Consider the following 16196-nt stretch of genomic DNA (forward strand, 5'->3'; position numbering starts at 1 on the left):
GCCAACGTCAAATTTGGTTGTGACTCGATGAAATTGCACGAGTCCAGTGGACGCCTGGATCGCACGTACACGCGGTGTCATCAGTACAGCCGGTGCGACCCGGTCTGTACATCGACCCTTCCTACCCGCGCTTGCACGGGGTAGTGCACTGGTCTGCCGTACGTCGTTCGAACGCCGTCCCACACTTAAGGGGCTCGGTTCGAACACGGTACGGAGTATGGACCCACTGGGATTTGAACCCAGGGCTTCCTCCTTGCAAAGGAGGTGCTCTGCCGCTGAGCTATGGGCCCGACGCCTCGTCCGCAACGTTAGCCCTAGTAGTTCATAGGTGCCCGGTCAACAGGTGTCGGTGGACGCTGCCAAAGGTCACTGTGGTCTGTAGCGTGAACGACGAATCGCCAGTGACGGCGATATCGTCGATCGACTACAGATCACGGTGAGTGGGCCAGGCGCGTCGGCCTGGTCCCGATCGTTAGGAGGTGATCCAGCCGCAGATTCCCCTACGGCTACCTTGTTACGACTTAAGCCCCCTTGCGAAGCCCAGATTCGACCATCGCATGATGGCCTCATCCGGACCTCACTCGGGTGCTTTGACGGGCGGTGTGTGCAAGGAGCAGGGACGTATTCACCGCGCGCTTCTGACACGCGATTACTACCGAATCCAGCTTCATGTGGGCGAGTTTCAGCCCACAATCCGAACTACGACCGAGTTTAGGGGATTAGCTCTACCTCTCGGTACCGCATCCCACTGTCTCGACCATTGTAGCCCGCGTGTTGCCCAGTCCATTCGGGGCATACTGACCTACCGTTGCCCGTTCCTTCCTCCAACTTAGCGTTGGCAGTCCTCCTAGTGTACCCAACTACCACAAGGGTATTGCTGGCAACTAGGAGTGCGGGTCTCGCTCGTTGCCTGACTTAACAGGACGCCTCACGGTACGAGCTGACGGCGGCCATGCACCTCCTCTCAGCAGCGTCGGGTAAAGTCGTCAACCTGACCGTCATTACTGCTGTCGGGACTGGTGAGATGTCCGGCGTTGAGTCCAATTAAACCGCAGGCTCCTCCGGTTGTAGTGCTCCCCCGCCAATTCCTTTAAGTTTCATCCTTGCAGACGTACTTCCCAGGCGGCTCGCTTCTCGGCTTCCCTACGGCACAGCGCAGGCTCGTAGCCTGCGGCACACCTAGCGAGCATCGTTTACAGCTAGGACTACCCGGGTATCTAATCCGGTTCGAGACCCTAGCTTTCGTTCCTCACCGTCGGGTCCGTCTTTCTGAGGCGCTTTCGCTACCGGTGGTCCGTCCAGGATTACGGGATTTCACTCCTACCCCGGACGTACCCCTCAGATCTTCCGGCCCCAAGCCAGTCAGTTTCCGCTGGACGCCGACGCGTTGAGCGCGTCGATTTCCCAACAGACTTGACCGGCCGGCTACGAACGCTTTAGGCCCAATAATAGCGGCCATCACTCGTGCTGCCGGTATTACCGCGGCGGCTGGCACCGGTCTTGCCCAGCACTTGTTCCTGTACCACCTTACGGTACAGAAAAGCGAGGGCTATATGCCCTCGCACTCGGAGTCCCCCTATCGCACTGTCGTGCAGTGTAAAGGTTTCGCGCCTGCTGCGCCCCGTAGGGCCCGGTATCTTGTCTCAGATACCGTCTCCGGGTTCTTGCTCTCACAACCCGTACCGATTATAGGCACGGTGGGCCGTTACCCCACCGTCTACCTAATCGGCCGCAGCCACATCCTATGGCGCCGGAGCGTTTCCAGCTCTCGACACTCCAGTCTGAGAGCTGTATCGGGGATTAGCCTCAGTTTCCCGAGGTTATTCCCGTCCATAGGGTAGTTTGGCCACGTGTTACTGAGCTATCTGCCGCGGGTCTAAACCCGCGCGACTAGCATGGCTAAATCGGACTCCGATAGCAATGGCCTCCGGCAGGATCAACCGGAATGTCCCCTGCAGAGCAGGGGGGTTAGGCGGGATCACACCCATAAGGGTGTGGTCGCTATCGAAGAGCGTCCGACGACACTCGTCGACCGAGTGTCACCGAACTACTAGGGCTAACATCAGATTCCATCTTGACGGCGGACCGCAGGGGTGGAATCCTCATTCTTCCGGACCTGAACGTTCTCCCGAAGGCATCATAAAGCCTTCGAGTCGTGTTCGGCGAGAGGGGCTCGCCGTGTGGTCCGAGTGGCCAGGGGTTCGTCACCGGCCGGGCATCGGTTGCGTCCAACCCGAACACCCTGTTACACTTAAGGGCGTCGGATGGACGCAAAGCCCGGCAAGGGCGATCTGCCCTGCGCCGCTTCGTATTACGTCCGAGGAGCAGGGACAACTTAAGGCCGTCGAACGACCCCCGCTACGGCATGCGATTACATGGGTACGTCGGGTGTCGTACAGTGGCAGACGAAAGGCGACCAGCAGGTCGGCGAACAGAGATACCGTCGACTGTCACGATGTCGGGATCGTCCCGCACCACAGATGATGGAACACATCAGAGACGGACGACAAACAGTGTATGAGTATCGCGCGGCTGGAGGTCAGCCGATCATCCCGCGCAGCGTGCGTCGGTCGGGCCGAGTGTGGCCGCGCACGTGTATGTGAGCGCCCGGGTTGTAAATGTCTCTCGGCACGGAACGACCGGCACAAAAATAGCGGGGCTCGAACGGTTAGATCTCGTCGAGGTGCTCTACGCCCTCTTTAGAGACGTTCCCCTTGGTGATGTCGCCCGGCATCCAGCCGGGCTTGTCGTCGGGAGCCTCCTCTTCCCAGGCCCATCCCTCGTAGATGTGGACCTTGTGGGTTCCCTTCTCGCGGAGCCGAATCTCTTCGGGATCTGCGTCGTCTTCGCTGTCGGCGGGATCGAGACGCCGGGCGGCCTTCAGTGCCGCCTGACGTGGTGTTCCACCCGAGAAGACGCTCGTTTCGTCACCGTCCTGTGTTCGGAGCGCAAAATTGCGCTTGTCCTTGTCGCGTGCCATGGTTCTCACCGCTCCATGTCAATGGAACACATGGCTCAACATAAATATACCCCCAAATCGACCGCTCCCGCCACGGTACATTTATATGTGATAACGAACCGAGGCCCGAAACCGGGTCCAAAAGCGGCCGTGTCCCGTGCTCGCGCGCGGTGACCCGTGAACGATACGCCTCGCACGGTAGACTTAAGTATATCCTACGGCGATGCACGGAGTAGGATAGCGCGATGGTGCGAAAGAAGAAGCTCAGCCCAAGTGGCGCCAAAGACGACGATGGCGAGTACCACAACGTTCACATCAACATCCACGAGGACGAACTCGCAGTCGCTGGGATGGAGATCGGTGACGAAGTGTTCGTCCGCGTCCGAGACAACAAGATCATCATTCAGAAGGCAGACCCAGAGGACGTCGAACACGAGTTCTAGCAGCACCATCACGGCGGATCGCGGTCCACCTGAACCGCGACTGCCGGACGGAGACACATGAACCCCTACGACATCGTACGACCGCTGTTGTTTCAGTTGCCGGCAGAGACCGCCCACCGGACGGTACACCGACTGCTCGAAGTGGCCGACGAGACGCCTGCGACGGCGTTGCTCGAACGACGGTACCGGATCGACGACGACAGACTCGCGGTCGACGCGTTCGGCCAGCAGTTCGACAGCCCGGTCGGCGTCGCGGCGGGGTTCGACAAGAACGCCGAGATACCCGGTGCACTCGGTGCGCTGGGCTTTGGCTTCGTCGAGGTCGGTGGCGTCACGGCCGAGCCACAGACCGGGAACGCCCGCCCGCGGATGTTCCGTCTGCGCGAAGACGAGGCGATCATCAACAGGATGGGGTTGAACAACCACGGCGCAGACGCCGTCGGCGAGCGACTGGCGGCGACAGACGCTCCAGTGCCCGTCGGCGTCAACATCGCCAAGAGCGAGCACGTCGGCACCGACGACGCACCCGACGACTACCGTTACACCTACGAACAGGTCGCGGACGGCGGCAATTTCTTCGTCGTCAACATCTCCTGTCCGAACTCGCAGGGGTTCGAAGAACTCCAGAACAAGGAGTCGATGGCGGCGATTCTCGGCGAACTCAAAGACGCTGGCGCGGCTCCGATACTGGTCAAACTCGCGCCCGACCTTCCGGAGCCGGCGATCGAGGACGCGCTGGCGATCGTTCGCGAACTGGATCTCGACGGCGTCGTGGCGACCAACACTTCCACCGAGCGGCCCGCATCTCTGCAGAGCAAGCACCGCGTCGAGACGGGTGGCCTCTCGGGCAAACCCATCGAGGACCGGGCGACGCGAATGGTCAGGTTCGTCGCCGAGCGCGTCGACGTACCGGTCGTCGGCGTCGGCGGCGTCTCCAGCGCCGAAGGGGCCTATCGGAAGATACGGGCCGGCGCGACGCTGGTCGAGCTGTACACGGCACTGGTCTACGAGGGGCCGACGCTGGCCCGAGAGATCAACGAGGGGCTGGTGGCGCTGCTCGAAGCAGACGGGTTCGAGACGATCGAGGACGCCGTCGGTGCCGATCTGTAAAGCGGCGTCGGGATCGTGACACGGAGACGGTTTGGGGGCCAGTGAAGGCTACTCCAGAGCGTCGAGTCGGAACTCGAAGGCAGCCACCGGCACTTCGAGGTCGTGTTCGACGAGCACTGCTGGGTCGATCTCCCCGACGACGCCCACGGTCTCGCCGTCGAGTTCGACCGCCGCAGTCCGGCCGTCGATGAACGTCGGGTGGTCGATCGGTGGCGTCGCGAGTTCTTTGCCGAAGTTGGCGGCGATGGCCTGCAGGCGCGTCTTGGCGTCCTCGTAAGAGGCGTCGTGGCGTGCGACCGCGGCCGCGACCGTGCGGTGCTCGGCGACGTTGGTGTTGGTCGACTCGTCGACCTCGGCAGCCAGACCGATCTCCGCGAGGTCCTGTGGGTACGAGCGGTGCGTGTTGTTTTCGAGGACGAGCATGATGGAGGGCAGCGCCCACGAGCGCAACATCGTGTAGTCCTCGCTGTAGGGCTCTTGGATCGTCACGGGATCGCCGCCGCCGACGGCGTCGCTGCCGGGCGTCACCTGCAGGCGCTCGTAGTTCTCTTCCTCGCTGATCATGTAGAAGTTCAGCAGGTCCTCGAAGCCCAGACCGACCAGCACGTCTCGGGTCGCCCGTTCGAGCTTCGAGCGGTCGTGACGGCCGCCGACCGTCGACACGTCGGGGTACCTGGGTTCCAGCGTGTTGAAGCCGTAGGCGCGACCGAGGTCGTCGATCACGTCGATCGGGTGGAGCACGTCGACGCGGTAGGGCGGAATCTCGAACTCGTAGACGCCGTCGGTGTCGGTCTCGCTGGCGTCGAGACCGGCCCGGTCGGCGAGATCGCCGATCTCGCGCTTGTCGAGGTCGACGCCCAGAATCGTCTCGATGCGGTCGTGGGAGACGGTCTTGGTCTTTGTCCCGAGATCCGGGCGGACGAACGACCGACCCGCGTACTCGCCGGGCGCACCGTCCGTGTACTCGACGGTGACCTCCTCGACGGTGCCGCCGCGAGCGTCGAGCGCGTAACAGACGATCGACAGCATGTGGTCGATCGTCCACTGGTCGGTCCCGGTCATCTCGATGAAGAGGTCCCGCGAACCGGTGTCGACTTCGGTCCGCTTGCCGTTGATGACCGGCGGGAACGAGAACAGCCCGATCGAGTCGTAGATCGCCGGGACGCGATCCATCTCCGCGACGAGGTCGGCGTACTCGACGCCGATGTGGTGCTCTTCGGTCACCTCGGCGGGGGTCATCGCACGGTCGCCTTCGAGGGGGACGAACTCCTCGCTGTCGGGGTCGATACCCGTGTAGGTGATCGTCTTCTCGACTGCCTCGCGCTCGTCGTCCTCGCCGGCTGGGCTGTCGAGGTCGCCGACCGCTTCGTCGCGAGGCGTCGACGCCGTCACGTTCGCCGCCCCGCCTTTCAGCATCGTCAGGTCGTGGACGCCGATCGCGCCCTTGGCGCGCTTGCGTCCCATCGTGGCGTGGAGCTTCTCCTGGAGCTGGATCAGCGAGTCCAGCGACGACTCGTCGAGGTCCAGCCCGCGGACGATCGCGCCGGTGACGTAGGGCCGTTCTGGCGGCGTGTCTTCGACCTCGATAGTCCACTCGGGGTCGTTGGTGCTGGGGACGTACACGCCGCGGTCGTCGCCGTAGTCGTAGCGCAGCGAGCGGGCGATCCCCTCGACGGAGAGTCTGTCCAGCCGGTCGGGGGCAAACTCCAGTTCGAAGTGGCCCTCGTCGGTCTCGCCTTCGTACTCCAGGCCCAGCGAGAACAGGTCGTCGCGGAGTTCGTCGTCGCTCTTGTCGCTGTGGCCGGTCAGTTCGCGCAGTTCGTCGGGATCGATATCGACAGTTGGCATCAGTAGAGCACCTCCTCGGATCGCAGGAAGTCGAGATCGACCAGCGTCCCGTGGACGTCTCGGATGTCCTCGGCACCGGTCACGAGCATCAACAGGCGTTCCAGGGCCAGCCCCCAGGCCATCACGTCACAGTCGACGCCGAGCGGTTCGAGCATCTCCGGGCGGAAGATGCCGGAGTTGCCGATCTCGATGAGTTCGCCGGTCTCGGGGTGGCGACCGAACAGCTCGAAGCTCGGTTCGGTGTAGGGGTTGTAGTGGGGCTTGAACTGGATGTCGGTGATCCCGAACTGCTCGTAGAACTCGGTGAACGTCCCCATCAGGTCCCGGACCGACAGCTCCTCGGCCATCACCCACCCTTCGATCTGGAAGAACTCCAGCAGGTGGGTCGCGTCCAGCGTGTCGTTGCGGTACGCCTTCTCAATCGAGAAGAATCGCTGGGGCGGTTCCAGCTCGCCGAGCGCTTCGCCAGAGAGGTGGCGGGCGGTCAGAGACGTGGTGTGACCCCGCAGAGCCAGGGCCTTGGCGAAGTCGAGGTCCCACGGCGAGTGGTACCCCTCGCCGTCGGGACCGACGCCCTCGCGGTGGGCCGATTCGACGCGTTCGACCAGTTCCTCGGGTAGCTCGTCGATCTGAGCCGGCTGCTCCAGCGCGAAGCGGTCCCAGTGATTGCGCGCGGGATGGTCCTGTGGCATGAACAGGCAGTCGTTGATCCAGAAGTCCGCGTCGACCGTCGGGCCCTGCATCTCCTGGAACCCCATGCCGACCAGGGTGTCTTTGACGTTCTCGGCCTGCTGGCGCAGGACGTGGGTCTTGCCGGTCCTGACCTCGTCGGCGTCGGCTTCGACGTTGTACTCGGCGAACTCGACGTTCTGCCACTCGCCGGACGTGAGCAACTCGGGCGTGACCTGCCCGACGGTCTCGGCGACTTCGACGCCGGCCATCAGCGTCGTCACGCCGTCGTCGGTGAGCCGCGCGGAGCGGACGGTGGTCTCGGAGATCTCGACCAGTCCCCGGCGATCGAGCTGTGCGAGCACGTCCTCGTCGTCGACCGACTCGCCGTCGGCCAGCGCGGCCAGTGCCGCGGCTTCCGGATCGCTGTCGGGATCGGCCTCGGGGTCGGCCGACACGGCACCGCTGTCGATCTGGCCGTACCCCTTGCGTGCGAAGTTCGAGAGCGCGATGTCGACGGCCGCACCGTCGAGGCCGGCCGCGCCGATGACCGGGCCCATCTCCGCGGGTTCGTCGTCCGCACCGGCGTCGATCGCACCGCGGTAGAAACGGACTTCCGGGAGCCCTTCGTCGAGGTACGTTCGGCCTTCGTCGGTCAGTGTGGCGGACTCGACGGTCTCCTCGGAAAGTGCGAGCAGTCCCTCGTCTTCGAGTGCGAAGGCGGCACCGGTCGCCGTCTCCGGTTTCAGGCCGGCCTCGTCGGCCAGCGCGTCGATACGTCTGGCGTCGTCTGCGTCGGCAGCCTCCAGCAGGGCCACCTGCGCGTGTGGTAATCGCATGTTCGTTGTCGGATACACGGCGGGTTCGTCAGTTAACGGTTCTCACTTGCCGCGAACGGTTTCGTCGGGGCCGGCCGGCTATAACGTGCCGGCTCCGCCGTCACGCAGCACTCGCCCTTTCGGTGAGTTGTTCGCCGCCAATTCGATCACCGTACCCGAAAACACCCCTCGATCAGAGAGTTAGCGCTTCCGGTCGCTGTCGAGGTCGATGTCGAGCTCGTCGAGCTTCGCTTCCCACTCGGCGCGTTTCTCCTGGTGATCTTCGAGGAACGATTCCATCAGTTCGGCGGCCTGTTCCTTGCAGCCCCCACAGAGCCGCTCGCCCCCGACACACTCGTCGTAGACCTCCTTGGCGAACTCGTCGTCGTCACCAGCGAGGAGGTAGGCGTACAGCTCGTAGACCGGGCACTCGTCGGCCTTGCCGCCCTTCTCGCGCTGTTCCTCGGCGGTCGAGCGGCCGCCGGTCGTCGCCGACTTCACCTTGTCGTAGCCGTCTTCGGGGTCGTCGAGCAGCGAGATGTGTGAGGCCGGAATCGAGGAGGACATCTTGCCGCCGGTCAGCCCCGTCATGAAGCGGTGGTAGATCGACGACGGTGCGCGAAAGCCGTAGCCGCCGTGGTCGAGCGCGACCTCGCGGGCCAGCGCCGTGGCTGCCTCGCGGTCCATGTCGAAGGCGTCGACGTGCTCGTCGTAGACGCGCTTCTCGCCCTCGACCGCCTCGATGAGCGCCTCGAAGGCTTCGTCGGTGGCGTTGCGATCGAGGAAGCGAGTCCGGGGACGAAGCGGCTCCTTGCCCGCCGCGCGGAGCTTCTCGACGGTGCGCTGTCGCACGTCGTCGGGGGTGATCTCGGCCTCGATCCAGTCGGCGGCCGCTTCACAGCGAACGCGCTCGTCGGCCGAGCGGTCGGCCTGCAGGGCCTCGTAGGCGGCACCGAGCAGTTCCCGCTCGGCGTCGTCGGCCTCGAAGCTCGCGTACGCGCGGGTGACGCCGAAATACCCCATCCGGGCCGCCAGGTCGCGGGCGAGTCGCATGTGTGGGTCCTGATCGGGGCCGACCGGGATCACCGTCGGCTTCGGCTCGTCGAGTTGCGGGTAGAGGATGTCGGCCATCTGGGTGACGACCGACTGCATGTGACTCACGTCGGTCTCTCCGTCGAAGTCGTAGATCGCCTGGAGCTCCGAGAAGTTCGCCTCGGCACCCAGTTCGAAGGCAAGGTCCTGTACGTCGCGGTTCTCGGACTGGCGGTACAGCTCCCCGTCCTCGGGATCGAAGCCGAGTGCCAGCAGCGAGAGAACGTAGTTCGTCGCGTGCTCGTCGATCTCCGCCCAGGTCAGGCCGCGGGCGCTGTGGGCCTCCAGGTCGGCGATCAGTCCGTACGCGTCGCCGCCCTGCTCCTGGTGCCAGATAATCTCGTCGAAGACGAGTTTGTGACCGATGTGCGGGTCGCCCGTCGGCATGAACCCCGAGAGCGCGGCGAAGGGCTCGCCCTCTCGCATCGCACGAGCGACCGGTCGGTAGTCTCGATGGCCGAAGATGACGCCCCGGCGCATCAGGTAGTGGGGCGCGGGCACCTCCGGCAGCACCTCGTCGAAAGACTCGATGCCGAACTGGTCGAACAGTTTGCGGTAGTCCGAGACCGTCGAGGAGCCCCACGGATCCAGCGCCACGTCGTCGGCTCCTTCGACCTCGGTGCCACCGTCGGATCGAAGATCCGACGTGGCTCGGCTCGCTTCGCTCGCCTTACCGCCATCAGAACGGAGTTCTGACGAGGATCGCGAATCTCCGATTCGCTCACCGCCGTCGGATCGAAGATCCGGCGAGGCTCGGCTCGCTTCGCTCGCCTCACCGCCATCAGAACGGATTTCTGATGTGCTTCGACTCGCTTCGCTCGCCTCACCGCCGTCCGGTCGGATGGGGCTCCGCTCGCGCCAGTCCGAACCCGACGCGGCGCTGTGGTCGTCGGGCGATCCCTCGTCGCGGGTACGATCTGGGTCACTCATGGTCGAACTGACTGGCGCGAGCCAATCTATTCATCCGTAGGTGGTCGTCGGCGCAAAAAGGGTTCGTTTCGGGCTGCAGTCAGGGCGTCAGGCGCTCGACGGCCAGCCACTCGATCCCCTCGTCGCCGACGAACGCGTAGGCCATCGTCTTGCGCACGCCGTGGGCCAGGCGCACGTCCAGTGCGAGGTCTCGGGGCTCGAAGACGTGGCCGGCGTCGAACGCCCGCACGAGCAGTTCGGAGTGGCCCAGGTCCGCGACGCTCTCGACATCTGCGTAGGTCCGGAAGTCCGCGCCGAACTTGAAGCCCGTCTTGGGTGCGATCCCCTGCTCGCGAAGCCGTTCGTACACCGCGAGCCGGCGGTCGAACCGGTCGCCCTCGACGGCGCGACCGCGTTCGATCACCGCGTCGGCATCGCCTTCGACCTGAAGCGTGCCCGCTCCGGCGAGGTACGCGGCCTCGACCAGCGAGAGCTGGATCGCCTGTGCGTCCTGCTCGTCGAGCGGTTGCCCGTAGAAGGCCGCTTCGTAGAGTTCGGCGGGCGGGTCCCAGCAGACGACCCGGTCTGCGAGCAGATCGCCGTCGGTTTCGGGGACGGCCGACCGACTCGTCCCGGAGACGTCCGGACGGTGGGTCTCGAAGTAGCTGATCTCGCTCTCCTCGTCGACGACGGCCAGCGCACACCCCCCCAGATCGGCTGCCGGGACCGTCTCGCGCTCGCTGACGACCCGAATTCGGTGGGCGACGGCGTCGTCCCACGGCCCCTTGCCCCGCGGGTAGACGACGAAGTCACAGCCGTCGGGGTCCTCGACGCGGTCGGGGCGTGCCGGCGAGCAGTAGAACCCCCGGTCGCGCAGATCTTTGTAGACGAAGAAGTCGACCTCCGACAGCAACGCGGAGTTCAGTAGCTCTCGAAGTCCCATCCCGTCGACACCGTCGAGGTCACCGCGATACAGCAGGTGTGCCGCCTCGACGGGTGCCAGTTCGAGCTTCCCGGCGTCGACCGGCCGACCGTACCCGCTGGAATCGTAGAACTGCTCGCGGGCCCGCTTGCCGGCCCGGACGACTCCATCGGAGAGCGTCGCGTCCATACTCTTGCCTGCGCGTGGGCGAGTAAAGCCCCTGCGGGTCGTATCGAGGACGGAGCGTCAGGGTCCGGAGTACGTCGCCGCCTCGCTCATCTGGGACTGCGAACACGTCGCGTCGAGACAGCGACGGCCCCCCGAAGTCTCGAACAGTGGGAGCCCGCAGGCACAGGTGTCGACGACCACGCCGGTGGGGATGGCGAAAGCGGTCTCGCAGTCGGGGTGGTGCTCGCAGCCGGCGAACAGCCCGCCCTTCCGGACGATGCGGAGGTCGCCGTCACACGCCGGACAGTCCCATTCGCGGTCGAAGGCGTCGGTGACGCGATCGTCCAGCGATTCACACTCCCGGTCCAGACACAGTTCGAACGCTCGGCCCCGTTCGGTGCGGATAGTGGGGAGGCGACAGTCCCGGCAGCGACCGCCGGTGATCGTCGCGTCCGCGGGGAGGCCGTAGCGCTCTTCACAGCCCGAGCACCGGACCGCGCCGTTCGACCGGACCAGCGTGCCCGCACACGCCAGGCAGTCGCCGACGGGGATGCCGGCCTCCGAGACCGGGTAGCTGGCGCTGCCGTGTTCCTCGTGGGTGACCACGCGCAGGAGGTCGTCGCCGTCGCGGGCGACCACGGTGCCGCCCTCGATAGTGACGCTGTCGGGCCGCGTGAGCCACGCGACCGGCTGGTAGCCGTCGGCGTCGTGGACGAGAACGGTGTTGTCGGGCTTGACCACTACGAGGACCTCGCCGCGTTGCTCGCGGGTCCGCTGGGTCTGTGCGCCGGTCGTCTCGAACAGCGTGGTGCAGTCGCCGGCCAGCACGCGAGTGTCGTCGTGCATGGGCGGGGCTGGTCGCGTCTCGATACTTGAACGCTCGGACGGGGGCGGGGACCACTGGCGGGAGGAAAGCGGGGAGTCGGGCGGCCGGCGGTATCAGCCGTCCCGGCCGTGTCCCCGGCCGAGACGGAGAGCGGCGACGTGGAGCGCGAGCGCCGCCACGAGGAGGAACGGCTCCTGTCCGTCGAATCCACCGAACATGAGAGCGGGGTAGACCAGCGGGAGCGCCACAGCGGTCCAGAACGCCGTCGCTTCGACGGGGCGGAAGGCGAGCGTTCGGATGGACTGTGCGTCGAGGGCGACCGTGTCGGAGTCGAAGGGCGGTGCGATGGACATTGGAGCGTTCTCCTCGCTCGTCGCTATGCCCGACACCAGCATATAATGGGCCGACGGTTGGGTAGAATTTAGCTCGTTTCAGCGGAGGTAGTCGGTATTTTACACCGCCGCGGCGGTGTTTCACGCGTTTCGAAACCGATCGAGACAGGTCGAGAAAATTTATCGGCGCTTCTAAAACTGTATCAGCCGTTCGGGTCGTAGCCACTGCCGGCGAGGACCGCGAGCACGTGAGCGACGAGCAGCGCCGACACGGCGAGCGTGGCCCAGTGACCGTCGACGAACAGGAGCGGAACGTAGACCACTGGCAGGACGACGGCCAGCCAGAACGCCAGTCGGCGAGCGATCAGGACGGAGATACGGAGGACCGTCCGCGTCCGACAGACGAGCGCGGGTGCGCGGTCGACCCGACGCCGCTCGGTGGTTTCGGGTTCCGACATCGTGGACGATTACATATTGTCTGTCCAACCATTTAACAGTGAGGTGTGATAGCAAGGAGCATGCAAGAGCGATCGACGCCGTCGGGAGCTGGGACGTAAGTTGCAGTGACCGAGCCAGTGTCGGGCTACCAGACGACCGATACTGCCGGCGACGACTTCGTGATACTACCGGCTGTACATCTGTGAACGATTTCGCCACCCCGGAGTGGCGAAGATCTTCACGAAGGTACAGCCGGCAGTATGAGGACAGCCGCCGTCCCGAGGCGGCGAGATCGGTCACGACGACAGCCGGTAGTGGGCAGACACGCAGGCGCGAACGCTACACATTTGTCACTGCGAGAGAACCGGGCGAGTATGGACGCCGCGTGTTTCGACATGGACGGAGTGCTGGTGAACTCGGAGGACTACTGGATCGAGCTGGAGCGCGAGGAGATCCTGCCGACAGCGGTCCCCGACCAGGAGGTGCCAGTCGAGGAAGTGACCGGGATCTTCTACGAGGAGCAGTACGACGTGCTCGACGAGACGTACGACCTGGCCGTCGACTACGAGGCGTTCGTCTCGCTGTACGAGGGGGCAGCCGACGAAATCTACGGCGAACAGGTCGAGCTCACGCCCGGCGTGCGAGCACTGCTGACGGAGCTGCGCGAGGCCGGCGTGCCCGTCGCCATGGTGACCGCTTCGCCGCCCGAGTGGTACGAGATCGTCCTCGAACGGTTCGACCTCGGGGACCTGTTCGACACCGTCGTCAGCGCTGCTGACCTCGACGGCCCCGGGAAGCCCGAGCCGACGATCTACGAGCGCGCCGCCGCCGAGCTGGGCGTCGATCCAGCGACCGCGCTGGCCGTCGAGGACTCCCACCACGGGACGACCGCGGCCCATCGCGCGGGGATGACCGTCGTCAGCTTCGGCGTCGGGGCGGCCGAGGGTGCGACCGAGAACGCCGACCTCGTCGCCGAAACACCGGCCGAGATGGCCGAGATCGTCCGATCGAACGTTCTCGCCAGCGAGTGAGCGACAGCACACGACGCCGGCCGGGAACGCTCATACGGACAGTTGTAGCGCTGTCCCAGATCGACCGCACGACAGCGTGTGGTCGACTGGATAAACGTCTACAACCGTCCGTATCACCCCACGCTGACGGTGCGAGATTCCCGGATCGGCGGGATCGGCAACTCGGGGAAAGTGACCTCGATCGTGAAGGTGAGTTCGTCGGCGTCACCGCCGAACGCGGCGACCGGGACCGTCGCCTGTCCGAGGTACGACGGTTTGGTCGTCATCTCGTGGCCGTTGACAGTCACGCGGATGCCGGCGCGGGCGCTGCCGGCGACCGAGCGGACCGTCACCTCGTGGAGTTCGCGCTCGCCGGCCGCGATCTGGTCCGGGAACTCGCCCCACTCGACGACGACGGTTGGCAGGTCGGTCGCGTTGTCGTGGACCCGCTCGGCGACGCTCTCGCTCAGGCCGGCTGCGACCAGCCCAGAGACGCCGACGTCGACCACGTCCGCGGGCGTCCGGAAGCCCTCGGCGGCGAGCGTGCGCGCCCGTCCGGGACCGACCCCGTCGATCGCCGTGAGCCCCGCCGCGTCCGCGCTGACGCCGTTCTCGACGCGCGCCTCGACGCGGCGGGCGAGGTTCGCGCCGCGAGCGCCGGCAAAGCGATCGAGGAAGGCCCGCAGCGCGGCGAGCATGCGGAGCGCGTTCTGCTTGATGACCCAGGCGTCGCTCTGGAGTTCCGACGGCGTCGTGCCGGACATCGAAGAGCGGAGGATCGCGAGCACCTTCCGCTGGCCGGCGGTCAGCGCCTCGCCGCGAGAGCCGATCACCGCCGCGACGGCGTCTTCCTCGTCGCTGCGGGCGCTGACGCTGTCGAACTCCGTCGCACCGGCGACCGTCGAGAGGATCGCGTCCTCGTCGAAGCCGTCCGGGTCGGCCGCCGCCCGGTCGGCACAGTCTTTGAACCGACGGGCCGTCGCCAGCCGGAGGTAGAACTTCGAGGCCAGTCGACCGAGCGGGGTCCCCTCGACCGAGAGGTCGTCCATCTCGACGAACCCGTCGGAGACGAGTTCCCCGAGCGTGTCCGACACTCGCTCCCGGAGGTCGGTGCCGGCGGTGTACCGTTCGGGAGCGCGCTGGGCGCGCTGGTAGTAGAACGTGGTTTCGAGCCACCCCATCACGTCCTCGACGTCGCCCAGCGTCCCCAGCGCGATCTCGGCGTTGAGGTGGGCATCGAGGTCGTCGGCGAGCCTGGACTCGATCTCCTTGCCCTCCCGCAGGAGGGTGCGGTACTTGTCGGCGTCGGCCCGGTCACAGACGATCCAGGCGTAGCCCATGTCGTCGTAGCCCGGCCGGCCCGCGCGGCCGAGCATCTGGAGCACGTCCAGCGGGCTCATGTCGACCTCGCCCTCCAGGGGGTCGTGGAGCTTCGTGTCTCGAATGACGACACAGCGGGCCGGGAGATTCACGCCCCAGGCGAGCGTCGAGGTCGAGAACAGGAGCTGGATCAGCCCCTCTTTGAACCACTCCTCGACGCGGTCCTTGTCCGCCCGAGAGAGGCCGGCGTGGTGGAAGCCGACGCCGTCCAGGACGGACTGGCGGAGGGTGTCGTTGTCGAGTTCGGCGGCTTCGGTGTGGAAGTCGTACTCGCCGCGGGCACCCATCGGCACGTCCCGCTCGACGATCTCGTCGCGGGCCTTCTTGGCTGCTTGGACGGTGTCCTGTCGCGAGGAGACGAACACGAGGGCCTGGCCCTCCTCGCGGATGTGTGGCTCGGCCAGATCCAGCGCCCGGTAGAGCCGCCGGTACTTGTCGGCGAAGGCGTTCTCGCCGTGGCTGTAGGTCTTCACGTCGGCGTTGAGCGGCACCGGCCGGTAGTCGTCGTCGAACTGGAAGGTCGTCTCGCTGGGCGCGTCGAGCCACGCCGCAACGTCCTCGACGTTCTCCATCGTCGCCGACAGCGCGACCACGCGGGGGTCACAGAGGCGACGCATCCGGGAGATGGTCACCTCCAGGACCGACCCGCGCCGGTCAGAATCGAGCAGGTGGACCTCGTCGATGATACAGCAGTCCACGTCCGTGATAAAGTCGTAGCGCCGCGAGTCGTGCTTCCGGGTCGCGGAGTCGGCCTTCTCGGGAGTCATCACGAGGACGTCGGCCCGTTCGGCCCGGCGGGGGTTGAGGTCCCGTTCGCCGGTGACGACGTACACCGAGTACCCCAGGTCCTCGAAGCGCTCCCACTCGCTCTCTTTCTCGTTGGTCAGGGCTCGCAGCGGCGCGAGAAAGAGGGCGGTCCCGCCGGCCTGCAGCGTCTTGCAGATGGCGATCTCGGCCAGCGCGGTCTTCCCGCTGGCGGTCGGCGCGCTGACCACGACGTTGTCCTCGCGGTTCAACAGCGCCGGGAGCGTCTCCGACTGCATTCGGTTGAACTCCTCGAAAGGAAAGGCGTCGGCGAACTCGGGGAGCACGTCCGCGACCGCGACGGCTGGCTCCCCGTCGGCGCTCCGTGACACGTCAGGGACCGGGGGCCGCGGTGCAATATGCGTTTCTATACCGCAGTCGCCGCCGCCACGGATCGACGCAGACGACTCACCCGATCGGTCGCGGTGGAGACACCGAGCAGTGCCGGCGGAGCCCGTACTCGGTGGC

The 16196-nt window shown here is 65.7% G+C and carries 12 protein-coding genes, 1 tRNA gene and 1 rRNA gene; 3 read left to right on the plus strand and 11 right to left on the minus strand.

What is annotated here, in order from left to right:
* Positions 1–218 precede the first annotated feature (218 nt).
* The 3 genes from IL252_RS06685 to IL252_RS06695 form a co-directional block, all read right to left on the minus strand.
* Positions 219–290, minus strand: a tRNA-Ala gene (locus IL252_RS06685).
* Between the two features lie 184 nt (positions 291–474).
* Positions 475–1947 (minus strand): 16S ribosomal RNA (locus tag IL252_RS06690).
* 721 nt (positions 1948–2668) lie between these two features.
* Positions 2669–2980, minus strand: a complete 312-nt coding sequence (locus IL252_RS06695) for a non-histone chromosomal MC1 family protein (RefSeq protein WP_015761640.1) — start codon at positions 2978–2980, stop codon at positions 2669–2671.
* Between the two features lie 224 nt (positions 2981–3204).
* Between IL252_RS06695 and IL252_RS06700 the strand changes: the two genes are divergently transcribed.
* On the plus strand, positions 3205–3402 hold the full coding sequence (locus IL252_RS06700; RefSeq protein WP_015761641.1) for a hypothetical protein: 198 nt from the start codon (positions 3205–3207) through the stop codon (positions 3400–3402).
* A gap of 57 nt (positions 3403–3459) precedes the next feature.
* Positions 3460–4512 (plus strand): quinone-dependent dihydroorotate dehydrogenase, encoded by a 1053-nt coding sequence (locus IL252_RS06705; protein ID WP_208627387.1) that lies wholly within the window; start codon positions 3460–3462, stop codon positions 4510–4512.
* Between the two features lie 48 nt (positions 4513–4560).
* Here IL252_RS06705 and pheT read toward each other — a convergent pair whose 3' ends face one another.
* The 7 genes from pheT to IL252_RS06740 form a co-directional block, all read right to left on the minus strand.
* A complete protein-coding gene (gene pheT, locus IL252_RS06710) occupies positions 4561–6360 on the minus strand; it encodes a phenylalanine--tRNA ligase subunit beta (RefSeq protein WP_208627388.1) in 1800 nt (599 codons plus the stop codon).
* Positions 6360–7868, minus strand: a complete 1509-nt coding sequence (locus IL252_RS06715) for a phenylalanine--tRNA ligase subunit alpha (protein WP_208627389.1) — start codon at positions 7866–7868, stop codon at positions 6360–6362. The genes pheT and IL252_RS06715 overlap by 1 nt, the downstream gene beginning before the upstream one ends.
* Before the next feature lie 180 nt (positions 7869–8048).
* Complete coding sequence (locus IL252_RS06720; protein WP_244256915.1) at positions 8049–9869, minus strand: tryptophan--tRNA ligase; 1821 nt, start codon at positions 9867–9869, stop codon at positions 8049–8051.
* Between the two features lie 79 nt (positions 9870–9948).
* Positions 9949–10959: a tRNA-intron lyase gene (gene endA / locus IL252_RS06725; protein WP_208627390.1), complete on the minus strand. Its 1011-nt coding sequence runs from the start codon at positions 10957–10959 to the stop codon at positions 9949–9951.
* A gap of 57 nt (positions 10960–11016) precedes the next feature.
* Entirely contained in the window at positions 11017–11784 is a 768-nt protein-coding gene (locus IL252_RS06730; protein ID WP_170092930.1) for an endonuclease NucS domain-containing protein, read from the minus strand.
* Positions 11785–11877: 93 nt separating this feature from the next.
* On the minus strand, positions 11878–12117 hold the full coding sequence (locus IL252_RS06735) for a hypothetical protein (RefSeq protein ID WP_240936930.1): 240 nt from the start codon (positions 12115–12117) through the stop codon (positions 11878–11880).
* Positions 12118–12299: 182 nt separating this feature from the next.
* Positions 12300–12554, minus strand: coding sequence for a hypothetical protein (locus IL252_RS06740; RefSeq protein WP_208627391.1), 255 nt, complete (start codon positions 12552–12554; stop codon positions 12300–12302).
* 354 nt (positions 12555–12908) lie between these two features.
* On the opposite strand from IL252_RS06740, the gene IL252_RS06745 reads away from it, so the two are divergent.
* Positions 12909–13565, plus strand: a complete 657-nt coding sequence (locus tag IL252_RS06745; protein WP_208627392.1) for an HAD family phosphatase — start codon at positions 12909–12911, stop codon at positions 13563–13565.
* 113 nt (positions 13566–13678) lie between these two features.
* Here the strand turns inward: IL252_RS06745 and IL252_RS06750 are convergent, their stop codons facing one another.
* A complete protein-coding gene (locus tag IL252_RS06750) occupies positions 13679–16060 on the minus strand; it encodes a DEAD/DEAH box helicase (protein WP_208627393.1) in 2382 nt (793 codons plus the stop codon).
* Positions 16061–16196 lie beyond the last annotated feature (136 nt).

The sequence above is a fragment of the Halomicrobium sp. IBSBa genome (assembly GCF_017612575.1).
Classification (GTDB): Archaea; Halobacteriota; Halobacteria; order Halobacteriales; family Haloarculaceae; genus Halomicrobium.